Source organism: Novosphingobium sp. ZW T3_23 (assembly GCF_044987305.1).
In the GTDB taxonomy this organism is placed as follows: domain Bacteria; phylum Pseudomonadota; class Alphaproteobacteria; order Sphingomonadales; family Sphingomonadaceae; genus Novosphingobium.
Genome location: NZ_JBJDRF010000005.1, coordinates 157,942 through 181,360 on the forward strand (window position 1 = coordinate 157,942; position 23,419 = coordinate 181,360).

Consider the following 23,419-nt stretch of genomic DNA (forward strand, 5'->3'; position numbering starts at 1 on the left):
GCGATTGAGCGCCGGGGCAGAAAGTCGGCGCCGATAAGGGAAAATGCAATCGGGGAAGAGTTGGGAGCGGACGATTTCCGCCCGCTCCCGCCTCCTGTCAGGTTCGCGTCAAGCCGCGTCGACCAGTACGATCTCGCTGTCCTCGATCGCGGTGATCCGCAACACGTCGAGATCGCTGATCGCCACGCCATCGCGGGCATTGGCGCGCACGTCCTCGATCTGCACCGCGCCGATGGCGGGGACGAGGTAGGCCTTGCGGTCCTTGCCCAGCGGGTACTCGGCGGTTTCGCCGGCCTTCAGCGTGGCACCCACGACGCGGGCGTTGGTGCGGATCGGCAGGGCGTCATTGTCGTTCTCGTAGCCCGAGGCGAGCGTCACGAACTGGCCCGAACGGTCGCCCTTGGGGAAGGGCTTGGCGCCCCAGCTCGGCTCTTCGCCGTCGCGGGTCGGGATGATCCAGATCTGGAAGATCTTCGTCGTCACGTCCTCCAGGTTATATTCCGAGTGGGTGATGCCGGTTCCGGCGCTCATCACCTGGACGTCGCCTGCTTCAGTGCGGCCCTTGTTGCCCAGGTTGTCCTGGTGGGTGATCGCGCCTTCACGGACGTAAGTGATGATTTCCATGTCGCGGTGCGGGTGCGGCGGGAAGCCGGTCTGCGGAGCGATCGCGTCGTCGTTCCAGACGCGCAGGTTGCCCCAGTGGACGCGGGCCGGATCGTGGTAGCCGGCGAACGAGAAGTGGTGCTTGGCGTCGAGCCAGCCGTGGTTGGCACCGCCGAGGCTGTCAAAGGGGCGAAGTTCGATCATGTCCTGTCTCCGGGGGCGGCGGGGTAAGGTGCCGTCCTGTTGAAACCCATATAGACCTGGGATCATTTCAAGTTCAGAGGGATAAAATCGACCTGACTGTTCGAGGAGATTGAAAAGTGAGTAACCCCGGTACGCCGACACTGGACCAGCTGCGCATCTTCCTGGCCATCGTCGATACCGGCAGTTTCGCCGCTGCCGGGCGCAAGCTGAATCGCGCGGTATCGGTCATCAGCTATGGCATCGCCAACCTCGAAGCCCAGCTTGGCGTCATGCTGTTCGAGCGCGAGGGCACACGCAAGCCGCAGCTGACGACGGCGGGCCGCGCCGTGCTGTCCGAAGCGCGCGGCGTCGCGGAAGGCATCGACGGGTTGCGCGCCAAAGTGAAAGGCTTGCTTGACGGACTCGAGGCCGAAGTCGATCTGGCGGTGGACGTCATGTTCCCGGCCGAGCGCCTCGGCGTGATCCTGCGCGCCTTCGCGGCCGAGTTTCCAACCGTCCAGCTTCGCCTCCATGTCGAAGCGCTGGGCGCGATCACATCCATGGTGCTCGACGGGACCGCCGTGGTCGGGCTCTCCGGCCCTCTGTTCGCGGGCGTGGGGGGGCTGGAAAGCGTATCCGTGGGCTCGGTGGCGATGGTGCCGGTGGCCGCCCCCGACCATCCGCTGGGCCGCATGGACCTAATCCCGCCCGGCGCGGGGCGCGAATATACGCAGCTGGTGCTAAGCGACCGTTCGCGCTTCACCGAGGGCAAGGACTTCTCGGTCATGAGCCCGAAGACCTGGCGCCTTGCCGACCTTGGCGCCAAGCACGCCCTGCTGCGGCAGGGGATCGGCTGGGGCAACATGCCGCTGCCGATGATCGAGGCCGACCTGGTTTCCGGCACGCTCATCCGTCTCTCCATGCCGGATCACCCCGGCGGCATCTACCGTTTCGGCGGCATCTGGCGGCGCGACACCCCTCCCGGCCCCGCCGCGGCCTGGCTGCTCGACAAGTTCGTGGCCCAATGCGCGCTCGACACCGGCCTGGGCGAACTTCCCGATATCTGATCCGATGGCGATGACGAGAACAGGAATTCCGCTCTCGCTTATAGTAAAAATCCATTCCCCTTACGCAGAAGCATGACTGCAATCTTCATACCGCATTGATGTGTTATCTCGAATCGAATGAAGAATCGGTTTGTCACAGCCAATTACTATGCGACAAACCCCGACATCGCGATTTTCACCAGTGTCGCGACTGGTTCGATCCCTCGGTCGAATCAGTCGACGGTTTGGAGAGTTGATCATGCTTCATGACGCGTTGAGCACGACAACAACGAATACGGGTCAGGTTCCCGACCATACTTATACCGCCATCTCATCGCCGCCTTCATCCCGCTCGCCATGCACAAATGCGCCGCTCCTGCCGGGAACGCCCCATGCCGCGCAGGAACAAGAGGTATCCGCAAGAGGGGGCCTGGCGGGATGGCAACTGCGCAAGGTCATCCGACACATCGATGAAAATCTAGGCCACGCACTGCCCTGCTACGATCTCGCCACCGTTGCGCGGCTGAGCACCGGGCATTTCTGCCGTGCCTTCAAGACCAGCGTCGGCGAGCCTCCGCATGCCTACGTCATTCGCCAGCGCATCCGCCGCGCGCAAAGCCTCATGCTGCATACCGAGGATACGCTTTCCGAAATCGCCTGCACCTGCGGCTTGACCGACCAGGCGCATCTGACCCGGCTGTTCCGTCGGATCGTGGGCAGCACCCCGAAGGCCTGGCGCACCCGATGGCGGCCGCGCGCGGCCTGAAGCGAACGAAACGCGCGGCAGCGGCTCGCCCGTGCCGTGCCTCTATCTGAATATCGAGAGCCCGCCGACCATCGAGCCGGGACCACGTTCGGCGCGTTTCGGCGCGGCCGGACTTACTTGGGGACTGGCGGATTCCCTCCCCCGCCAAGCCGCCAGTCCCCCCTTCCTTCCGTCCGGTGCTTTTCCGTTTTTTCGAACGTTTGCGGTGAATTTATCGGGATTTTTGAAGGTCAGTTTCTGCGGCAAATCCTTGGACATCGAGGGTTCGTGACCAACCGAGCCCCTCTTTCGAGCAAGGAAATCGTCATGAACACCGCTACTCTGAATGTTGCCCCGATCGCCGCCGACAAGGGTCTCGTCCGCTTCCTGCCCCTGGCCGGTCGCATCCTGATTGCCGCCATCTTCATCCTTAGCGGCCTTTCCAAGATCTCCGACCCTGCCGGGACGATGGCCTATATCGCCTCTGTCGGGCTCCCCCTTCCCGCTGTCGCCCTGGCCGGTGCCGTCGCGGTGGAAGTGGTCGGCGGCGCACTGCTGATCTCCGGCTATCGCCTGCGCAGCGTCGCGGCCGTGCTGGCCCTGTTCAGCCTGTCGACGGCAGTCTTCTTCCACGCGCAACTGGGCGACCAGAACCAGTTCATCCATTTCTTCAAGAACGTGGCAATGGCGGGCGGCCTGCTCCAGATCGTCGCCTTCGGCAAAGGCCGCGACTGAGCACGCCTTCTCAGACCGGAAACAACGAAGGGCTGCCGAAAGGCGGCCCTTTTTTCGTACATCTCCGGAAACAGATACATTCGTTCTACAAAATTCACCACGGCGATCCTGATCACGATAAAATCGAGTTTAATTGACTGGGCGACTGTCACAAAGGATACATACATCCGTTTTAACCGCCCGAACGTCAGTTTCATCAAGGATACCGCCACATGCGCAAGCTCGCTCCCATCGTCCTTCTCGCGGCGCTCACCGCCACGCCCGCCATGGCGCGTGAACTGGCAACGCTCACCCGTCTGGACGATGCAACGGTGGAGCTTGCGCGCATGGAAAACGCCCCGGTCGGCGTATGGATCAGCAGCGATCCCGTGCTGGACAAAGGCGACCAGCGCGTCGCGACTGCCAGTACGGCCGCCGCGCTGAAGCTGCCGATCCCGGCCAATGAGCGGCGCTACGTCATCCTCAAGGGAAAGAACGGCAAGACCACCGTGGTGGCCGAGCGCGTACTGCCGCTTCAGCAGGGCAGCAATTTCCGCGACATCGGCGGCTACGTCACCAAGGATGGCCGCACGGTGAAGTGGGACAAGGCGTTCCGTTCGGGCGCGATGCCCTTGCTGACCGATGCCGACTATGCGCTGCTGGGCCAGCTCGACCTTGGCGCGGTGGTGGATCTCCGCTCGATCGAAGAACGCGAAGTCGCGCCCGACATGCTGGACGACCGCACCGGCGCGCTGTTCCTCGCCAACGACTATTCGATCAAGCCCCTGTTCAAGGACATGGCCAAGAGCGGCGGCGAGAACATGTACAAGGGCATGGAGCTGATGCTCGTCCCGCAGTTTCGCGCCCTGTTCAACCGCCTGCTCGCGAACGAGGGCGCGGTGGTCTATCACTGCTCGGCGGGGCAGGACCGCACCGGCATCGCCACGGCCCTGATCTACGACGTGCTGGGCGTCGATCGCGAAACGATCCTGAAGGACTACCATCGCTCCACCGAGCTGCGCCGCCCGCAGTGGGAGATGCCCAAGGTCGATCCCGCCGACTACCCGAACAACCCCATTCTCAAGTATTATGCCGCGCGCGCCGACGGGCAGCCGCCGAAGGCCGAGCCGCTCTATACCAAGGGCGGTGCCTCGCACCTCGCGCAGTTCTTCACCTATCTCGACCAGCAGTATGGCGGATCGGAAGGCTACCTGAAGCAGAAGGTCGGCCTGACCGACGCCGATATCGCCAAGCTGCGCCAGACTATGCTTGATTAAGGCAAAGCCGCCCTTCAGGTCGCTATTCGAAGGTGGCCCAATGAAGGCCGGAGCGATGCCCCTCGCTCCGGCCTTTTCACTGTCAGGGCTTGCGCAAGGTTACCGCGTCGAGTGGCTCGCCCGTGGCGGTATAGGCGCGATAGCTGAGTTCGCCCTGGCTGACGTCGATCACCTGATAGGCCTGCGTGCGCGAGGCCGACTTGCGCGCCCAGGGCAGGCTGCCGACATCGTACATCTTCGGCCCGGCGACCGAGACGGCATAAGTCGTGCCGGCATCGTCGGCGGCAGGGCCGTCCTTGCCGATGGCGCCGCGCGCATAGCCGTGATCGTGGCCCTGGAGCACGAGATCGACATGGTACTTGTCGATCAGGGGTTTCAGCGCCGCGCGCACCTTCGGATTGTCGCGCCCCGGCTCGCTGGAGAACAGCGGGAAGTGCAGGAACAGGACCGTCCAGCGGTTCGGGTTCTTCGCCAGCAGGCCGTCCAGCCACTTCACGATAGCCTTGCGGGCGGTCTCGTCACGATCGACCTGCATCGAATCGATCGAGATCAGGCGCAGGCCCTGATAGTCGGTGTACCAGCTGGTTTCCCGGCTGGCCGGGACATCGGCCGGGCCGTTCTCGGGCAAAGTGAACTGGCGGCGCCACTGGCCGTTGATCGACGATCCCGCGCGCGCCGCCTCGTCCCGCACGTATTCGTGGTTTCCCGGCGTCGGCATCTGCGGCGTCTGGGCATAGAGGAAGCCGCCCGAAGCGAACCATTCGCCCCACTCCGCGTCGCTGTCATGCCGGTTGATCAGGTCTCCGGCGTGGATCGTGAAAGCCGCGTCGCCCGCTTGGCGGAAGGCCATGCGCAAGGTGCGCGAGGCTTCCGACAGGACCTGGTTCTGCATGTCGCCCATGTAGATGAAGCGGAACGGCTTGGCCTCGCGCGCGGCCGTGCGGAACTGGAACCATTCCGACCACTGCGTACCGTCACCGACGCGGTAGGCATAGACGGTGTCCGGTTCGAGGCCGGTCAGCACCGCCGAGTGATAGGCGGCGCGAAAAGCCGGGTCTTCACGCACCGCAAGGGTGGCGTCGTCGGTCTTCGCCGCCACGGACAGCGGCGCCTTCACGAAGTCGGGGCTATTCGTCGCCTTCGCATACTGGACCTGTCCCACAAGGCCCGGCGCCGAGCGCCAGGTCACGGCCATTTCGGTCGCCGGGTCGGCGGTGAGGTTAAGGATCACGCGTTCAGGCCGGACCGTGGCGGGCGCCAGCGGTTCCTGCTGCGCAGCCGGCGCATCGGCGGCGATTGCCGGGAGCGGCAGGCACGTGGCCAGCGCTCCCAGCAGGATAAGTGTCTTGGTCTTCATTGCGGCGATCCTCAGAAGATCAGGTTCAGGCCGAGCGTCACGCTGCGACCGTTCTTGATGTAGGCGCGGCTTGCCCCCGTCCCGGAGGACACGGTTTCCCAATAGGTGTGCGAGTCGAAGAGGTTCTGGACCTGAAGCTGGACCGAGGACTTCTTCAGGAAGGTCTTGCGGAAGGTCAGGTCCACGAAGCTATAGGCCTGCTCGTAGGGATTGTTGCCGAAGTCCTGGATGCCGCCGAGGAATCTCGACTGATAGTTCCACGCGCCGTAGATTTCCCAGCCCTTGCGCTCCCAGAACACTTGCAGGTTGGCGATCGTCTCGGGCGTTTCCATCAGCGGCAGCTTGTAGCCGTCCGGATGCCAGGTAAGCCCCGTCACGGCCCTGGAGCGCTGCAAGGTCAGGTTGCCCCCCACGCCCAGCGAGCCGAGAATGCCGGGCAGCCAGTGCAGCAGCTGCTGGCCGCTGATTTCCATGCCGTAGACTTCCGCGGTCTTGCCGTTGTTGGGCATGGAGATCGCCACGCCCGCCGGATCGACGTTCTCGCCCAGCGTTCCGTCGCGGATATTGCTGGAGGAGGAGCGGAACAGGAAGTTGGTGATATGCTTGTAGTAGAGCGCCACCGAATAGGCGCCGGTGCGCCCGGCATAGTGCTCCAGCGACATGTCGAGGTTAAGCGAACGCATCGGCTTCAGGTTCGGGTTGCCCTGCGCGATCGAAGTCAGCACCCACTGTGAGATCGGGTTTTCCTCGCCGTCGCCATCTGGGTCGACATCGTATCCATACTCGCGCGCCGAGCTCATGCGGGCGATGTCGGGACGGGCGAAGCTGGTCCAGACGGCACCGCGCAGCTTGGTGCGGTCGTCCAGTTCGTAGTTGACGTGGACCGAAGGCAGCACGTTGACGAAGCTGGATTTGTCCGAAACGAAGCGTTCGCCCTGGATCAGGTCCATGTTCCAGGCGTCAATCGTGTTGCGCGTGGCTTCCATGCGCACGCCCGCGATCACTTGCGCCCGGCCGAAACGCGCGGTGCCCATGGCATAGGCGGAGATCACGCGCTCCTCGAAGCGGAAGCTGTCCTCGTTCGAGAGTTCGGCCTGGCTGGGATCGACCGCGAAACCTTCGAATATTTCGCTTTCACCGTCCCCGGCGCGCTGGAGTTCGGCCAGCATCTTGCGATTGTCGATCGTCGTTCCCAGCCGATAGAGGCCGCTATAGGCGCCCCCGAACAGGCTGTTCACGTCCTTGCCATAGAACTCGGAAAAGTCCGCCAGCGTGCCGTCTGCCTCCAGGTTCAGGAACGAGCCCTGATAAGTGCGGCGGCGCGAGTTGTAGAACTTGGCGCCGGTCTTGAACGATTCCAGCCAGGAATCGACCGGCTTCCATTCGAGGTTGAACTGCGCCTGCCACAGCTTCTCGCTGCTGCCGCCCACTTCGCCTTCGAGGCTGCTGAAGTCGTACTGCGACGGATCCTGGACGGCAGCCAGGCCGGCGGAGTTGAGCAGCCACTTGGGGAAGCGCGAATCCTCGCTGCTGCTGAACAGCACGCCCTGGTTGCCCAGCCAGCCGTACTTGTCGCTGCGGAATTCCAGGGTGTAGCCGTCGTCCAGATTGTCTTCCGACTGCGAGTAGGACACGTCGTAGTCCACCGTCACTTCGCCAAGACGCGAAACGCCGCCGAGGTTGGCCGAAGCGAGGCTGCCCGTCTCGCGCGAGCCCTCCCAGAACCGGCGCAGGCGGAAGCCCTGTGGATCCCAGGTGCCGGAGCCACCGTTGAGGCTGTAGAACGAACGCGTCGAACGGTCGGCGTCGGTGATCAGCCCGTCGCCGTCGCGGTCCACGATCTGGCCTGCGGTGTAGCCATAGATACGGCCGAGCTTCGCATCATAGCCGGTCACGTTGTCGTCGGGCTGGAGCAACGTGGTATCGTCGGTGTCCACCTGCGAGAGGCGGGCCGAGTTCTTGGACGTATCGTTGCGGAAGTTCAGGCGGTTGAGGAATTCGTCCTTGCGGTACTTGTTGTACTGCCCGCGAAAATGGAAATCGTGGTCGTCCGAGCGGTAGTCGATGCTGGTATTGGCGCCCCAGCGCTTCACGTCGGTCTCGCCGAAGCCCAGGTTCATGCCGCGCATGACGAAGCGGTTGGGATCCCAGCCCAGCGTCTCGCTGTTGTCGTACCATGTGTCCGGCTGGTTGTCGCCGTCGACGCCGTTCTGCTCGAACTGCGACTTGCGGCGGCTCCAGTTGCCCGAGACGTAGATGCCGAAATGCTCGTTGAACTGACGCGAAAGCGCGCCCGAAACCTGGCCGGACTTGCGATGATCGTACTTGTCCAGCATGCCGCCCTCGACCGAGAGACGCGCGTACGTGGGCGTCTGGTCGAAGGCCGTGGGCGTGGAGATGTCCACCGAGCCGCCCAGCGCATCACCGTCGCGGTCGGGCGTCAGGGTCTTGTAGACGGTGATCTGCTTGATGCCGTCGGGCGGCAGGACCGAAAGGCGCACGCCGCGATAGAAGTTGTTGTCCCGCGACCCGGCGCCGCCAAGCCGCACGCCGTTGATCGAATAGTTGTTCAACTCCGTGGAGAGCCCGCGCACGGTGATGCGGTCGCCTTCGCCCGTGGTCGGGCTGCGCACGGCATTGACGCCGGGCAGGCGGGCCAGCGCTTCGGAGACGTTGTTGGCGGGCAGCTTGCCCATGTCGTCGGCGCTGACGGTATCGGAAACGGTGTCGTTCTTGCGCTTGATGTCGAGCGAGCGCTGGACCGCTTCGATATAGCCGGTGACGACGATCTCGCTGTCTCCGCCCCCGGCAGGATCTTCAGCCGCGACGGCTGCGGCAACCGGCGCGGCCCGACGCGGCGCGGCAGTCGCGGCTGCCGGGCGCGGCCTGGCGGCCGCGCGTGCCTTTAGGATCACGGTTCCTCCGCTCACCCGCGTATCGACATTGGCCCCGCGCACCAATTGCGACAGCGCCTGCTGCGCGCTCATCTTGCCGGAAACGGCAGCACTGCGGCGCCCCCGCACCGCATCCGGCGCCGCCGCCACCTGCATGCCCGTGACGCGGGAGAACTCCTGGAGCGCACGCCCCAGATCCTGCGCCGGAATGGTAAAGGTATATTGCGCGGTCGCGGCCTGCGCCGCCGGCGTGGCAAGGCCGCCCCCGACCGTTGCCAGCGCTATGGCCAGCGCGGAAACCCGCGCCAGGGCTTTACTCGAACGAAACATAGATCCCCCGTTGGATTAGGCATTCGGGGGGAAGACGCGCGCACCCGGCCGATCCCGACAAATATTTTTTCTTACATTTTCATGTCGTTATCAAGTAATTCTGATGACACTCTTATCGTGACAGGACGTAGCGGGCCTGTTCCTTGCGCCAGTGAAGGTCGTGGATAGCCGCCAGAGCCTCCAGCACCAATTCAGGGTCGGAGGTCTGAAACCGGCCTGTCACCAGCAGGTTGCCCAGGCCCGGATCGGCCATCACGACCGGCAGACTCGATCCGCGATTGAGGCGCTGCACCAGTTGTTGGATCGAAGTGTCGTCAGCATCGAACCAGCCGTCGATCCATCCGGGGTGATCGCCGCGAACCTCGCCCAGGCTGCGCACGCGATCGCCGCCGACCTCGATGCCGTTGCCTGCGGGAAGCCGCCAACGCCGCCCCGCGCCGGCATCGACGCTGACAAGCCCTCGGTAGACCCGCACCACGCGCGTCTCCGCGTCCACCAGATCGATGTCGAATGCAGTGCCCAGCACCGTCACGCTGGACTTGCCGGTGTCCACCGAGAACGTACGGAGCTTCTCGTGCGCCACGTCGAAGAAGGCTTCGCCGCTGAGGAGCGCCACTTCGCGCGACCAGGGCGTGATGCGCACGTTCATCCTGGTGCCGCCGCTCATCCGCACTTTCGACCCGTCTGGCAGGACCGTCTCGCGCGATATGCCCCGCGCCGCGACATAACTCGATTCGCTGACCATCGCGCGGGCGCCGATGGAGACGAGCACCACAAGGCAAAGCGCCACCGCCGCGAAAGCCGCGAACTGCTTCCACGCCTGGGCCGCCCAGCCGGGTGCCTCGGCATCGTGCGACAGGCCGAAATCGTCCCCCGCTTCGGCGCCTTCAAGAGCGTTCTGCAAGCCGCCGGACTGCCAGATCGCCTGCATCCGCGCATAGCTTTCCACGTTGCGCGGATCCTGCATGATCCAGCGGTCGAATTCGGCCGCCACTTCGGCGTCGTGGAGCGGACGGTTCATCCTGTCCACCCACTGCGCGGCCTGGCGGTCGATCGCGTCGAATTCCTGATGTTGCGCGTTCATTCGCCGAGCACCGAGAAATCGACTCCCGCCCGTTCGAGCGCGCCGCGCAAGTCCAGCAGGCCGCGCGTGATATGCTTCTCGACCGCCTTCGCGGTCATCGAAAGATCCTGGCCGATGGCACGGCAGCTTTCCTGATTCAGGCGTCTGCGAATGAGAACTTCCCTGCGTAGCGGTGGCATTCGCCGCAGGCAGCGCGAGAGCACGTCCAGCGCGCGGCGCGAATCGAGGATCCTGTCCAGCGAGGGATCATCGCTTTCCCATTCCTCGTTTACTTCCCCGCCTTGGCGAAACTCCCGGCGTTTCGCATCGACGATCAGGTTGTCCGCGATCCTGAACGCCAGTGCGAAAAGACTGCCGATCTGTTGCGTCTGGCTCATAGCAATCAAGCGCGCAAGCGTTTCCTGCGCAACATCGTCGGCAATATCCGGCGCGGCGCCCCGCGCGCGCAAGTAGCGCAGGAGCGTGGCCCTCACGTCGTTCCAGTCCTGCGGCGAAGCCGCCGGCCGATCCATGGCATTAGAAAGCACGTTTTTTATCGCCTTGCGCCCCGCCGTCTCTTGTCCGGCGCAGGGCGCCCTAGGCGCGATCCGTGACGGTTTGAGGAAGCTTGGGAAACACCACGAGAATGCCGCGTTCCCGCCGCACCCGAAAAAGGCGGCCGCGGCGCGTGTCAGCCTGCCGGAGTGCTCCCCCCGGTGCTGCAAACAGTGTTCTCCATTGACTCCGGGCCGCCTCGAATTTACCGGCGATTTTTGCGAGTGATTTGCAATATCTTGCTCTCAGGGGTGAATGAGCATGGCCAGTAGTGCCGCCAAGTCAGGGAAAGCGCGGAGCGGGATCGGCCGCTGGAACGTCACCGCGCGTATCGTCGCGGCCGTGCCGGCGAACTATCTGGTGACGTCGCTGTTGACGGCCTGCCTCGCCCGGCTTCTGGCGCATGGCCTTGCCGTCAATCCAGCCGAAGCCAGCGTCACCGCGATGCTGCTTTCCTTCGCAATCTTCGCCACGATCGCGCTTTTCGCCTTCGGCCTGCGCTCGATTGCGCGGCTGTGGCTCTGGCTCGCCGTGATCTCGGCCGTCAGTGGCGGTATTCTCTGGATTTCACTCGGCACGGGAGGTCGGCTGTGAAGGAAGGTCTGCGCCAATCGATGGCGCTGCTCCACACCTGGACGGGCCTGCTGCTCGGCTGGCTGCTGTTCGCCATGTTCGCTTCCGGCACTTCGGCCTATTTCCAGGACGAGATCACCCGCTGGATGCAGCCCGAAGTCACGGGCGAGGCCGATCCGGTCACCTCGGCGGAAGGCGCCGTCCGCTTCCTCCAGCGCGCCGCGCCGGATGCCGCAAGCTGGTATATCTCGCCCCCCAACAGCCGCAGCGCCACTACCCAGGTCTTCTGGCAGCCCGGCGACGGCTCCCGCGGCAAACGCGGCGAGACGAGCGCCGTGCTGGACCAGTCCGGCAAGGAAGTCTCCGCCCGCGAGACGCGCGGCGGTTTCTTCCTCTATCGCTTCCACTTCGACCTGCATTACATGCCGGTGCTCTGGGCCCGCTATCTCGTGGGCGTGGCGGCGATGTTCATGCTGGTGGCGATCCTGTCCGGGATCATCACCCACAAGAAGATCTTCGCCGACTTCTTCATGCTCCGCTTCAATAAGGGCCAGCGCTCCTGGCTGGACGCGCATAACGTGACGGCGGTGATCGCCCTGCCCTTCCACCTGATGATCACCTTCACCGGGCTGGTCACGCTGGCGATCATGTACATGCCCTGGGGCGTCGCCGCCAACTACGCCGAGCGCTCGACCTATCAGGAAGCCGTCTTCGGCAAGAGCGAAGACGTGGCGCGCAGCGGCGAAGTCGCGCCGCTGGCGGCACTGGGCCCGATCATGCAGTCGGCCTCGGCGCATTGGAACGGCAAGCGCGTCGGCTATGTGCGCGTCACCAATCCCGGAGACGCCAACGCCACGATCGCCATAACCCGCGCTCCCGAAGGCGGTATCGGTTCGCGGGGCGAGGAAGTATCGTTCAACGGCGTCACCGGCCAGCCCCTGAGCGAAAGCATGGCCAAGGGCCCCGCGCTCGCTACGGAAAGCGTGATGATCGGTCTCCATGCCGGTCGCTACGCCGAATACGGCCTGCGCTGGCTCTATTTCCTGTCGGGACTCGGCGGCACGATCATGGTCGGCAGCGGCCTCGTGCTGTGGACGGTGAAGCGCCGGACGAAGCTGCCCGATCCCAGCCGCCCGCATTTCGGCTTCCGCCTGGTCGAGAAGCTCAACATCGCCACCATCGCCGGTTTCCCGGCCGGTATCGCCACCTATTTCCTGGCGAACCGCCTGCTGCCGCTGGGGCTTGCGGACCGCGCCGACCACGAGATCGACAGCCTGTTCCTCGCCTGGCTCGCGGTATTGGCCTGGGCACTGGTACGTCCTTCGGCCCGCGCCTGGCCCGAAATGCTGGGGCTTACCGCCGCGCTCTTCGCAGCGGTCCCCTTGGTGAACGGCTTCACCACCGCGCGCGGTCTGCCGATGAGCCTGCTGGCGGGCGACTGGCTGTTCGTATCGTTCGATCTGGTGATGCTGGTCCTGGCCGCCGGCTTCGCCAAAGGCGCGCGCCGCGCCGCCCGCAAGCGCGCGGAAGGCCCCAGGCCCCTTCGGCGTAAACCGCAGGAGGCGGTAGCGGTATGATCCACCTGCTCTGCGTCCTTCTGGCGATCGGCGCCTTTGCCGCCCTCGCCCTGTCCATGAAGCGTCACCAGCGGGATCTCGCCGGCCGCGCGCTGGGCCAACGCGAAACCGGGCTGGCACGCGCGATAGGCTGGACCCTTGTGGCCCTGATCCTCGCCATCGATACGGCGGCCTTTGGATTTGGCTATGCCCTGGTCGCCTGGGCCGGACAGCTGACCATGGGCGCCTGGCTCAACGTCGCCTGGCTGTGCGGGAAGACCGCCCCTTCTCGGAAGCGATAGGCCTTCAATAACTGCCGATCGTGCGGTTTGCGCCGGACCGAGGAAACTGCGTGTTCCCTGTTACGGGAAAACAGGTAAGCTGCTTGCCGAACAGCACCGCTCTTCGCGATTTTCCAAGGAGGCGCCCATGCGCAAGGATGCATCCCTCTACTCGATCGACGGTTCCTCGCTTTCCCAGCCCTCCCCAGAAGAGTCCCTGACCGACCGTCTGAATCGCGTGCTGGAGGTGCTCCGCGCCGAGTTCCCGCAGGCGGTGGACGTGGGGCTGGAGTTCGACGGCAAATTGCATGCGCATATCGACGTGCGCGGAGGCGAGGAAGTCTGCGGGGTCGAATCGAAGCTGCCTAGCCTGGGCGACGGCATGTTCACCCAGGTCGCCCATGGCGCCACGCCGCATCACCCCTTCTTCCACCGCATCAGCGCCATCGTGGTCGGCTGACCGCTCCCGCCGGGAACCAAGCCCGAGGCCCGTGCCTTTCTCCTGCGCGAGGAGGAACGGGTCATGGCGGCACGCGCGTACTGGCAAGGACAGATCAGGCTGGCCCTGGTATCCATTCCGATCGAGGTCTACCCGGCCACTAAGTCCGGCGCCGCGATCTCCTTCCACCAGATTCATGAGCCCAGCGGCAAGCGCATTCGCTATGAAAAGGTGGCGCCGGGCGTCGGGCCGGTCGATCGCGACGAGATCATAAAGGGCTACGAAATCTCCAAGGGCAACTACGTGCTGCTCGACGAGGAGGAGATCGAAGCCGTCAAGATCGAGAGCCGCAAGACGCTGGAACTGGTCCAGTTCGTCGACGCCGGCGACATCGACGTCCTCTATTACGAAAAGCCCTACTTCATCGTCCCGACTGACGACCTGGCCGAAGAAGCCTACATCGTCCTGCGGGAAGCCTTGCGCCAGAGCCGCAAGGTCGGCCTTGGCCAACTGGCAGTGCGCGGGCGCGAGCAGCTCGTCTCGATCAAGCCTTGCGGGCGGGGGCTGGTGATGGAAGTGCTGCGCTACGCTGACGAGGTCCACAAGGCCCAGGGCTATTTCCGCGAGATCGGCGACGAAGCGCCGGACGCCGACCTGCTCGACCTTGCCACCACGCTGATCGAGAAGAAGAGCGCGCCCTTCCACCCGGCCGAGTTCCACGATCGCTATATCGACGCGCTTCACCGCCTGATCGATAAGAAGGCCAAGTCTAAGAGCAACAAGCGCGTCTTGGAAGACGTGGAGGAGCCCTCCGGCGGCGGCCGCAGTAACGTGATCGATCTGATGGCGGCGCTGAAGAAGTCGGTGGGCGAAAGCGGCAGCCGGACGGCCGCTCCAGCTAAGAACACTGCTCGCAAGGCGCCCGCGAAGAAGGCTTCGGCCCCGAAAACCGCAAGCAGGAAGTCTGCGCCAAAAGCGGACGACAAGCCTGCCGGGAAAAGCGCGGCGGCCAAGAAGCCTCCCGCGAAGAAGGCCGCCGAAGCTCCGTCCCGCTCCCGCAAGCGCGCCTGAGCCATGGAGCTCAATCCCGCAGTCCCCCTGCATACGATCGATTCCGAAGTCCTGCTGCGGCTTGCCGCGGCAGCTATCGTAGGCCTGCTGCTGGGGCTCGACCGCGAATGGCATGGCCATCCGGCCGGGCTGCGCACTCATGGCCTCGTCTGCGTCGCGTCGGCAACGATGACGACCTCCATCATCGGCCTTTACCTACAGCTGGATGGGCCGCGCATGGATCCCCTGCGCATCTTCGAGGCCACCGGGGCTTTCGTAGGCTTCATCGGCGCCGGGCTGATCGTCTTCTCTCGCGGACGCCTGCGGAACCTTACTACCGCCGCGAACATCTGGCTGACGGCGATCATCGGCATCGCCTGCGGCGCCGGGCAATGGCCGCTGGTGGTGATCGGGCTGGTGGTCAGCCTGGTCATGGTGACGATGCTACATTTCGTGGAAAAGCGCTGGAACCGGATTCATCCGGCCGACCGCGAAACCGGGCCCGAGGAGCGTGAGCGATGAGCACGGAGTCCCGGCGATGAGCAAGGAGTCTCAGGGATGAGCAGGGCTGGCCCGCTTGCCGAATACAACCGCAAGCGCGATTTCGGAAAGACGGCGGAACCTGCGGGCAAGCGCCAGAGCAGCGATACCGGCAATCGCTTCGTCGTCCAGAAGCACGCCGCGCGGCGGCTTCACTGGGACTTCCGCTTGGAAGTGGACGGCGTCCTGAAATCCTGGGCAGTGACCAGGGGGCCGAGCGCCGATCCCGACGACAAGCGCCTGGCCGTCCGCACCGAAGATCACCCCCTCTCCTACGGCCGTTTCGAAGGAGGCATTCCGCAAGGCGAGTACGGCGGCGGCACCGTCATGCTCTGGGATGAGGGCACCTGGGCGCCGATCGCCGGCAAGAGCGTAAAGGATCTCGATGAAGGCCACCTTCATTTCACGCTCCAGGGAGAGCGGATGAAGGGCGAATGGCTGCTTGTGCGGATGAAGGGACGGCCGGGCGAAAAGCGCGAGAACTGGCTGCTGCGAAAAGTCAGCGATGCCCACGAGGTTTCGGGCGACAGGCTTGTGGACGAGGGCCTGACGAGCGTGCTGACCGGCCGGACGATGGCCGAAATCGCGGCGGACAAGCAGGGCACGCAGCCCCTCGCGGGCAAGAAGGGGAAGGCTTTCACGGCCGCCATGGAAGAGGCGGCGCGGCACAACTCCGGCGCAGCGAAGAAGAGGGCGAAGGGGGCGCAAAACACGTCCGCCACGCGTCGCAAGGCGGCACCGCCGAAATTCCGCAGCCTTCAGCTTGCCACCCTCGTCGATGCGGTGCCGGACGGCAACTTGTGGATGCACGAGATCAAGTTCGACGGCTATCGCGCGCTTGCGGCGGTAGCGGGCGATCAAGTGCGCATCCATACCCGCAGCGGTCTGGACTGGAGCGACAAGTTCGCGCCCCTGGTGGAGACGATCGCCGCGCTGGACCTGCCCGCTTGCCTGATCGACGGCGAGATCGTCGCCCGCGGCCCTGACGGCAATCCGAACTTCTCCAGCCTGCAGGCCGTGCTGAAGCGGGGACACGGCAGCCAGAAGCCCGGCGACGCCTTCGAGTTCCACGCATTCGACTTGCTGGAAGTCGATGGGCGAGACCTCGCCTCGTTACCCAACATCGAGCGCAAGGAGCGGCTCGAAGCGCTGCTCGCGGATGCTGCACCGCCTCTTTTCGTTGCCGACCATGTGATCGGCGCCGGGGAGAAGCTTTTCGAAGCCATGTGCCGGGCGGGTCAGGAAGGCGTGATCGCCAAGCGCATCGATGCGCCCTACTCCGGACGGCGCACGCGAAACTGGGTCAAGGTGAAATGCACCCGCAGGCAGGAATTCGTGGTGATCGGCTGGAGCCGTTCGCGGGCGAAGGGTCGGCCGTTCTCTTCGCTGCTGCTGGCGCAGCACGAGGACGGCAAACTGGTCTATCGCGGCAAGGTGGGAACGGGGTTCGACGGCGACACGCTGAAGGAAATGGCCGAACGCCTCGCTCCGCTCGCGCGCAAGGCCGCCCCCGCCGAGGTGGATGGCGCGGAGGCACCCGGGGCGAGCTGGGTCACGCCGAAACTCGTTGTCGAAGTGGCCTTCGCCGAATTCACCGCGGAGGGCCGCGTGCGCCATGCCAGCTTCCTCGGCCTGCGCGGCGACAAACCCGCTAAAGAGGTTGTGCCGGAAATGCCCAAACGCGCCCCGAAAGTGCAGATCGACGTGGCGGTGTCCAGCCGCGAGCGTGTGATCTTTCCGGAAAGCGGCCAGACCAAGGGCCAGTTGGCGGACTACTATGCCGCCATTGCGCCGCTCATGCTGCCCTTCGCCGCCAACCGTCCGATCAGCCTCGTGCGCTGTCCGCAAGGCCGTGCCCGCAAATGCTTCTTCCAGAAGCACGACAGCGGATCGTTCGGGCCGCACGTCTTCCACGTTCCCATCCGCGAGAAGGACGGCGGCAGCGAGGACTACCTCTACCTCAACGACGCCGAGGGGCTGGTTGCCTGCGTCCAGATGGGCACCATCGAGTTCCATGGCTGGGCGTCGCGCGCGGACGCCGTGGAACTGCCGGACCGCATGATCTTCGATCTCGATCCCGACGAAGGGCTGGATTTCGCGGATTGCCGCCGCGCCGCGCAGGACTTGCGCCGTCAACTGTCCGACATCGGCCTGATCAGCTTTGCCATGCTGTCGGGCGGAAAGGGCGTCCATGTCGTGGTGCCCTTGTCTCCGGGCCACGATTGGGAAGCGCACAAGGACTTCGCCCATCGCTTCGCACAGGCGCTGAGCACCGCCGAGCCCGACCGTTTCGTGGCGACGATGAGCAAGGCGAAGCGCAAGGGCAAGATCTTCATCGACTGGCTGCGCAACCAGCGCGGCAGCACCGCCGTCCTGCCCTACTCCGCCCGCGCCCGGCCCGGTGCACCGGTGGCGATACCCGTTTCGTGGGACGAACTGGACGAGATGAAGGACGCCCACCCCTTCTCGATCGACGCCGCCCAGGAACTGATCGATCGTGCCGCCGACTTGCGCGGATGGGGTTTCGCGGAGCAACAGCTTCCCGAGTTTTAGGCCCCGACGGATTATTGCAGCAGCAAGCCGGTCGCCTCCTTCCGGCAAGCGGGCTCTGTCGGCGCCTGGGATGCCCCGATCTTTGCCAGCTCCGCGCGCGCCGCATCCAGATCGGCTCGGAACGCGCTGTCACCATGGAGCCGGGCCACGGTGGCCGAGGCCATCAGCCGACCGGCATCGACATCGCTGGCCCAATGGACATTGCAGACCAGCCGGCTGTCTCCGAAATCGCGCCCGCGCCGCAGCACGGCGTCGGCCCTGTCGGGGACCAGTTCGGCAAGGATCAGCGCCCAGCCCCAGCCGAGCGCGCTGTGTCCCGAGGGATAGGAACCGTCTGTGCGCAATACGGCTTCGTCCTGCGGCGAGCAGGTACTGTCGCCATGGGCCACGAAAGGCCGCACCCGGCGATAGTGGTCCTTCGCCTTGTAGGTCGACAGTCCGATGTCGATCATGGCCTTGCCCAGGACGCGGTAGAGCGCCGGAGTCCGCTTGGCGTCCGGGGTGACGCCGGCCGCGCAGGCGAAAGCGCCGAAACTATGGGGAGGCTTGAGATCGGCGTCGCTGGTAGCCTGCACGAAGCGGGGGCTACCGACCGGCCGGGCCATGGCCTTGCTCACTTCCTCGTCCCGCGCAAAGGCAGCCGATCCGGCAGCGGGCGGCGGGGGTAACAGGGCAAGGCTGTCAGGCAATTGCGCAAGCTGAAGGTAGCCCTTGGGCATGCCGGGCGGCAGTTTCGTGGAGATGCTCGGCACCGCTGCGGCAGCGGCGGATTCTGCAGGCTCCTGACCCGATACCGGGCCGGGCACCTGGGCCGCCGCCGTGACGATCACGGCGGCGGCACCAAGGGCGGAAAGGAGCACGAGATGGCGCCCCTTCGACATCAGCTGGAACCGGCGCCGGCGTCGGCCATCTTGGATATGGCGTCGTCGATGGTGAAGCTGTTCGGGCGCTGTACCGGCGGGAATTCCTTGAACGTCTCCGCGAACAGGGCCGCACCCGCCTGGGCGGCATAGATGAAGTAGGCGTTGTGCAGGAACCAGTCGTAGTAGGTATTCGAGGTGACATCCGCGAATTCGTACGGGTCGGTCCGCAGGTTGAAGAGTTTCGGCAACCGCAGCCGCGTGAAGGGTTCGGCCCAGACCTGCATGGTGCCCTGACACCGCTGTTCGAGGAAGACGAGCTTCCAGTTGTCGTAGCGCATGGCCAGAATGTCGCCATCGTCACTGATGTAGAAGAAGAAGTTGCGGGGGCTTTTTTCTTCCTTGCCGGTGATGTGGCCGAGCAGGCTCATTCCGTCGATATGGTTCTTGTAAGTGCGCCCGATCGCCTGGTGCCCTTTCTTGAGCTTGTCCACGATATCGGGCGCGCCGGCCATCTCCAGGAAGGTCGGCAGCCAATCGTGATGCTGGACGATGCCGTTGGAAACCGATCCGGCTTCGACCTGCTCGGGCCAGCGGACCAGCAGCGGAATGCGGAATGCGCCTTCCCAGTTGGTGTTCTTCTCGCTGCGGAAGGGCGTCATGCCGCCGTCCGGCCAGCTATTGCGATGCGGTCCGTTGTCGGTCGAATACATCACGAAAGTGTCGTTCGCGATGCCCTGCTCGTCGAGCATGTCGAGCAGTTGGCCGACGTTCTTGTCATGATCGATCATGGTGTCGTGATAGTCGGACTGCCAGCGGCCCGCCTGCCCCTTGTTCTCGGGCTTGGGGTGCGTGAACATGTGCATGTGCGTGGTGTTGAGCCAGACGAACCACGGCTTGTCGTCGGCTTCCTGCCGCTTGATGAAGTCGATGGCGGCTTCCACGAACTCGTCGTCGCAAGTCTCCATGCGCTTCTTGGTGAGCGGCCCGGTATCCTCGATCTTCTGCTTGCCGACCTTGCCCCAGCGTTCGTGCTCGGTGGGATCGTCCTTGTCGGTTGCCCAGCTATGGATCACCCCGCGCGGACCGAAGCGCGCCTTGAACTTGGGATCCTTGGGATAGTCGTCCATCTCCGGCTCTTCCTCGGCATTGAGGTGATAGAGATTTCCGAAGAACTCGTCGAAGCCGTGGTTGGTCGGCAGCATGTGGTTGAGATCGCCCAGGTGGTTCTTGCCGAACTGCCCGGTGGCGTAGCCCTGTTCCTTGAGCAGCGCGGCGATGGTGACGATCTCCTCGTTCATGCCGATCGGCGCGGCGGGGATGCCCACCTTGGAAAGGCCCGTTCGCAGCACGCTCTGTCCGGTGATGAAGGAGGAACGTCCGGCCGTGCAGCTCTGTTCGCCGTAGCTGTCGGTGAACTTCATGCCTTCCTTGGCGATCCGGTCGATGTTGGGGGTGCGATAACCCATCAACCCGTCCGTATAGCAACTCAGGTTGCTGATCCCGATATCGTCGCCCCAGATCACGAGAATGTTCGGCTTCTTGCTCGGCATGGTCGGCATCCTTTCGCAAAAGTTGCCGGGATGGTCTGCAAGCGGGGACGATTCGACCATTGGGGTTTGCCCGGAGCGGGGCACCGCTATTGTCCCGAGGTGTTTTGAACTATTGATCGGCCACCGGACATGCTTCCTGCAATCCGGGGGTAATTCCCGATTCAGCCGACCGACCACCTGTCGCACTCTTCCGCCTGTCAGACGTCAGGAGGAAGCATGGCCCGCGCTCATTCTCGGCACTCTCCGTGGAGGTTCTTCGCTCTTGCTTGTGGCCTTGCCGCAGGCACGGGCATCGGCAGCCAGACGGCATCGGCTTCGGAAGGCGGCGCCAGCATCTACCTGCTGGGATCGGGCGGTCCAGCGACCGCAGTGCAGCCTCCGATCGAAGGCTTCTTCATCGACGACACCATGTATTTCTACGGCGGCGACATCGACGCGGACAAGAGCCTGGTCGTCGGCGGCAATGTCGCGCTGGGTCTGGATACCTTCATCGCGGCGCAGTTCACCACGCTGGTCTGGGTTCCTTCCACCAACTTCCTGGGCGGTACGCTGGCGATCGGAGGAACCTTGCCGATTGCGGCGCCCTTCGTGAACGCCTCGGTGGCGGTCGAGGGACCGGGAGGGCAATCGATCGTCCGCTCCCGCAGCGACAACACCCTGACGATCGGCGATCCCCTCGCCAACGCCTCGCTCGGATGGAAGTGGGACAAGTTCCACCTCCAGGCCAGCGGCTTCGTGAACATTCCGGTCGGCCATTATCGCGAAGGAGAACTGGCCAACATTTCGTTCCACCGCTGGGCGGGAGACGCGTCGCTGGCGGCAAGCTGGCATGACACCGATTCCGGATGGGATATCAGCGCCAAGGCCGGGGTGACCTTCAACGGCCTCAACAAGGCCACCCAGTACAACTCCGGCAACGACCTCCATATCGAGGCCGCGGCCGAGAAGACGTTCTCGAAGAAGTTCTCCGCCGGGGTCCTCGGCTACTATTATAACCAGATCAGCGGAGACACCGGCGAAGGCGCCGTGCTTGGCCCCAACAAGGGCAGGGTCGCCGCTATCGGGGCCACGGCGGCCTACAATCTGGTCCTCGGGAGAAGCCCGGCTTCCGTGCGGGTGCGCGTGTTCCAGGAATTCGATGCGCGGCGCCGGACCGAGGGAACGTCCGGCATGATCAGCCTCAGCCTGCCGCTCAAGGTGTTCCCGCCTGCCGCCGCCGGGAACTGACGCCACTGGTTTTTCGGATCCATGCCTTGATGCGAGAGGAGAGCCGAACATGTTCCTGTCGGAACGCACGATCGCCGTTGCCTCTCCCCTGCTGGCGCTGCTCGCCCCCCTCGCCGCGCAGGCCCAGGAACGACCGGTCCAACAGATCGCCACTGACACCGTAACGGCGACGACCGCCCTTTCGGCGGACGGAAAAGGCAGCGATGAAGAAGCTGCAAAGCCGAGCGGCGCCGACAAGAAAATGAAGCCGGACCTCCTGGTGGTGCCCATCCCGATGTCGAACCCGACGATCGGGGCGGGAATAACCCTGGCGGGGGTGCTGTTCTATAACCCGAATGGCTCCAAGCAGCCCTGGGTGACCGGCGGCGGCGCGTTCTACACCACCAACAAGAGCTGGGGCGCCGGCGCGGTCCACAGCATGGCGCTTGATGAAGACCGCTTCAAGGTGCTGCTGTTCGGCGGCTATGCGGACATCAACATGAACTTCTACGGCATCGGCGCGAACGCCGGGGACCGCGACATTTCGGTGGACCTGGAAGACCGGGGAACGATGATCCTGGCGGAAGGCCAGTACGAGATCGCGAAGAACCTCTATTTCGGCGCGCGTTACCGTTTCATGGATGTGAACTCCCGCATCAAGCGCGAAAATCCGTTGTTTCCGGACCTCAACCTGCCCGGCAACCTGCTGGACAGCAAGACCTCCGGCATCGGCCCTTCGGTGACTTTCGACAGCCGCGACAACCAGTTTTCCCCTCGCAAGGGCGTCAACGTCACGCTTGTCGGCATCTTCAACATGGACGCGCTGGGCAGCGACTTTTCGTACGACACCTGGCAGCTTTCCGCCAATGCCTACTTCCCGGTGACGTCCAGCGGCACCCTGGCGATCCACAGCGGGGTCTGCGCCGTATCCAAAGGCGCTCCGTTCTACGACTTGTGCATGTACGGCCAGGGCGGTGACTTGCGCGGCTACGAAATGGGCCGCTACCGCGATCGCGCCATGGCCACCGCGCAAGTCGAGTGGCGCCAGCAATTGAGCGAAAGATTTGGCGCGGTTCTGTTCGGCGGGGTAGGCACGATCGCCGGCAGCCTCGGCGATCTGGACGACGGCAAGTTCCTTCCCTCGGTCGGGATGGGGCTTCGCTACAAGGCCTCCCCCGCGACAGGTACCAACTTGCGCCTAGACATCGCAATGGGACGGGACTCCCAGGCGATCTATTTCGGCATCGGCGAGGTGTTCTGAGGAGCTGCTTGAGAATTAACTCAGTTCATCCCCGAAATGTTGAAGACGATGCCCGCCACGGCGGCCAGGCCGAGCATGAGCAGCAGCACGGCCACCACCAGCGTCAGCGACACCGGAAATACCGTCTCGCCGTGGATCAGGCCGTCCTCGGTCATGGCCTTGCGGTTGGCGCGAAGCTCCAGTGCGAACTGGCCGTGGCGAGCGATGCCGCCGACCAGCAGCACTATGCCGAGCACGATCAGCGCCACGCCGAAGTTGCGCGGCGTCTGGCTGCGGCCGATCACGCCCGCTTCGTGCAGCTTGGCGAAAGCCTGGTAGATCGTGAAGCCGAAGCCGATCAGCGACAGGGCCGTGCGGATTTCCGACATCAGCGTGCGATCGGCGCTCATCCGCGTCCGGTGGAACGACATGCCGGTGCGCCGCATCGACATCTCGGTCCGGTTCTCGGAAAGATCCGTGCGGTGCTGCGAGAGGTCGGTGCGGAACTCGGAGAGGTCGGTGCGGTGCTCCGACAGGTTGGTGCGAAAGCGCGAGAGGTTGCTGCGGAACCGGGAAAACCGGGTGGAGGCCTCATCGGCCGCCACCCCGGCGACATCGGGCAGTTCCGGGACGGCAGGCAAGTCCATGCGCTCCGGGCGAGGCGTAATGCCCTCCCCGCTCTCATTCGGCCCGCTCTCATTCGGCCCGTTCTCGCCCCGCCCATCCTTGAACGGGGCAGTCGTCACTTCGCGGCTCCTGTGGGCGGCGGGAAGTTGGCCAGCACGGCGCTCACCACCGCGT

At 64.5% G+C, this 23,419-nt stretch carries 21 protein-coding genes; 13 read left to right on the top strand and 8 right to left on the bottom strand.

The genetic code is table 11. The features are described from left to right. Nucleotides 1–108: 108 nt before the first annotated feature. A complete protein-coding gene (locus tag ACI3K3_RS05125) occupies nucleotides 109–807 on the bottom strand; it encodes a pirin family protein (RefSeq protein ID WP_334185668.1) in 699 nt (232 codons plus the stop codon). Between the two features lie 116 nt (nucleotides 808–923). Between ACI3K3_RS05125 and ACI3K3_RS05130 the strand changes: the two genes are divergently transcribed. From ACI3K3_RS05130 to ACI3K3_RS05145, 4 genes are all read left to right on the top strand, one after another. Further along, nucleotides 924–1,853, top strand: a complete 930-nt coding sequence (locus ACI3K3_RS05130; protein ID WP_404912541.1) for a LysR family transcriptional regulator — start codon at nucleotides 924–926, stop codon at nucleotides 1,851–1,853. A gap of 238 nt (nucleotides 1,854–2,091) precedes the next feature. After that, nucleotides 2,092–2,598 (top strand): helix-turn-helix domain-containing protein, encoded by a 507-nt coding sequence (locus tag ACI3K3_RS05135; protein WP_404912542.1) that lies wholly within the window; start codon nucleotides 2,092–2,094, stop codon nucleotides 2,596–2,598. 306 nt (nucleotides 2,599–2,904) lie between these two features. Continuing rightward, entirely contained in the window at nucleotides 2,905–3,312 is a 408-nt protein-coding gene (locus tag ACI3K3_RS05140; protein ID WP_404912543.1) for a DoxX family protein, read from the top strand. A gap of 212 nt (nucleotides 3,313–3,524) precedes the next feature. Next, entirely contained in the window at nucleotides 3,525–4,568 is a 1,044-nt protein-coding gene (locus ACI3K3_RS05145; RefSeq protein WP_404912544.1) for a tyrosine-protein phosphatase, read from the top strand. An 82-nt stretch (nucleotides 4,569–4,650) separates the two neighbouring features. On the opposite strand, the gene ACI3K3_RS05150 is transcribed toward ACI3K3_RS05145, so the two are convergent. From ACI3K3_RS05150 to ACI3K3_RS05165, 4 genes are all read right to left on the bottom strand, one after another. Further along, nucleotides 4,651–5,925 (bottom strand): fibronectin type III domain-containing protein, encoded by a 1,275-nt coding sequence (locus ACI3K3_RS05150; protein ID WP_404912545.1) that lies wholly within the window; start codon nucleotides 5,923–5,925, stop codon nucleotides 4,651–4,653. 11 nt (nucleotides 5,926–5,936) lie between these two features. Continuing rightward, the gene (locus ACI3K3_RS05155; protein WP_404912546.1) at nucleotides 5,937–9,149 is read right to left on the bottom strand and encodes a TonB-dependent receptor; all 3,213 of its coding nucleotides are present in this window, start codon (nucleotides 9,147–9,149) and stop codon (nucleotides 5,937–5,939) included. Nucleotides 9,150–9,261: 112 nt separating this feature from the next. Continuing rightward, a complete protein-coding gene (locus ACI3K3_RS05160; RefSeq protein WP_404912547.1) occupies nucleotides 9,262–10,233 on the bottom strand; it encodes a FecR family protein in 972 nt (323 codons plus the stop codon). Continuing rightward, the gene (locus ACI3K3_RS05165) at nucleotides 10,230–10,745 is read right to left on the bottom strand and encodes an RNA polymerase sigma factor (protein ID WP_404912548.1); all 516 of its coding nucleotides are present in this window, start codon (nucleotides 10,743–10,745) and stop codon (nucleotides 10,230–10,232) included. Before ACI3K3_RS05165 ends, ACI3K3_RS05160 begins: the two co-directional genes overlap by 4 nt. 277 nt (nucleotides 10,746–11,022) lie before the next feature. Here ACI3K3_RS05165 and ACI3K3_RS05170 point away from each other — a divergent pair, with 277 nt between their 5' ends. The 7 genes from ACI3K3_RS05170 to ligD all read left to right on the top strand — a co-directional run bounded on the left by ACI3K3_RS05170 (nucleotide 11,023) and on the right by ligD (nucleotide 17,759). After that, nucleotides 11,023–11,361 carry a hypothetical protein gene (locus tag ACI3K3_RS05170; protein WP_404912549.1) on the top strand — a complete coding sequence of 113 codons (339 nt, stop codon included), beginning with the start codon at nucleotides 11,023–11,025 and terminating at the stop codon, nucleotides 11,359–11,361. Beyond that, the gene (locus ACI3K3_RS05175) at nucleotides 11,358–12,917 is read left to right on the top strand and encodes a PepSY-associated TM helix domain-containing protein (RefSeq protein ID WP_404912550.1); all 1,560 of its coding nucleotides are present in this window, start codon (nucleotides 11,358–11,360) and stop codon (nucleotides 12,915–12,917) included. The genes ACI3K3_RS05170 and ACI3K3_RS05175 overlap by 4 nt, the downstream gene beginning before the upstream one ends. Next, entirely contained in the window at nucleotides 12,914–13,198 is a 285-nt protein-coding gene (locus tag ACI3K3_RS05180; RefSeq protein ID WP_404912551.1) for a DUF3325 domain-containing protein, read from the top strand. Before ACI3K3_RS05175 ends, ACI3K3_RS05180 begins: the two co-directional genes overlap by 4 nt. Nucleotides 13,199–13,325: 127 nt before the next feature. Continuing rightward, entirely contained in the window at nucleotides 13,326–13,637 is a 312-nt protein-coding gene (locus tag ACI3K3_RS05185) for a hypothetical protein (protein WP_404912553.1), read from the top strand. 63 nt (nucleotides 13,638–13,700) lie between these two features. Beyond that, nucleotides 13,701–14,687, top strand: coding sequence for a Ku protein (locus ACI3K3_RS05190; protein WP_404912554.1), 987 nt, complete (start codon nucleotides 13,701–13,703; stop codon nucleotides 14,685–14,687). Nucleotides 14,688–14,690: 3 nt separating this feature from the next. After that, on the top strand, nucleotides 14,691–15,188 hold the full coding sequence (locus ACI3K3_RS05195) for an MgtC/SapB family protein (RefSeq protein WP_404912555.1): 498 nt from the start codon (nucleotides 14,691–14,693) through the stop codon (nucleotides 15,186–15,188). A gap of 36 nt (nucleotides 15,189–15,224) precedes the next feature. Continuing rightward, nucleotides 15,225–17,759, top strand: a complete 2,535-nt coding sequence (gene ligD / locus ACI3K3_RS05200; protein WP_404912557.1) for a DNA ligase D — start codon at nucleotides 15,225–15,227, stop codon at nucleotides 17,757–17,759. An 11-nt stretch (nucleotides 17,760–17,770) separates the two neighbouring features. Here the strand turns inward: ligD and ACI3K3_RS05205 are convergent, their stop codons facing one another. After that, nucleotides 17,771–18,640: an acid phosphatase gene (locus tag ACI3K3_RS05205; protein ID WP_404912558.1), complete on the bottom strand. Its 870-nt coding sequence runs from the start codon at nucleotides 18,638–18,640 to the stop codon at nucleotides 17,771–17,773. Further along, nucleotides 18,640–20,172 carry an arylsulfatase gene (locus ACI3K3_RS05210; RefSeq protein WP_404912559.1) on the bottom strand — a complete coding sequence of 511 codons (1,533 nt, stop codon included), beginning with the start codon at nucleotides 20,170–20,172 and terminating at the stop codon, nucleotides 18,640–18,642. Before ACI3K3_RS05210 ends, ACI3K3_RS05205 begins: the two co-directional genes overlap by 1 nt. Before the next feature lie 216 nt (nucleotides 20,173–20,388). Between ACI3K3_RS05210 and ACI3K3_RS05215 the strand changes: the two genes are divergently transcribed. Beyond that, the gene (locus ACI3K3_RS05215; protein ID WP_404912560.1) at nucleotides 20,389–21,399 is read left to right on the top strand and encodes a transporter; all 1,011 of its coding nucleotides are present in this window, start codon (nucleotides 20,389–20,391) and stop codon (nucleotides 21,397–21,399) included. A gap of 49 nt (nucleotides 21,400–21,448) precedes the next feature. Then, a complete protein-coding gene (locus ACI3K3_RS05220; RefSeq protein WP_404912561.1) occupies nucleotides 21,449–22,639 on the top strand; it encodes a BamA/TamA family outer membrane protein in 1,191 nt (396 codons plus the stop codon). A 20-nt stretch (nucleotides 22,640–22,659) separates the two neighbouring features. Here ACI3K3_RS05220 and ACI3K3_RS05225 read toward each other — a convergent pair whose 3' ends face one another. Then, entirely contained in the window at nucleotides 22,660–23,265 is a 606-nt protein-coding gene (locus ACI3K3_RS05225) for a YidH family protein (protein ID WP_404912565.1), read from the bottom strand. Nucleotides 23,266–23,419 lie beyond the last annotated feature (154 nt).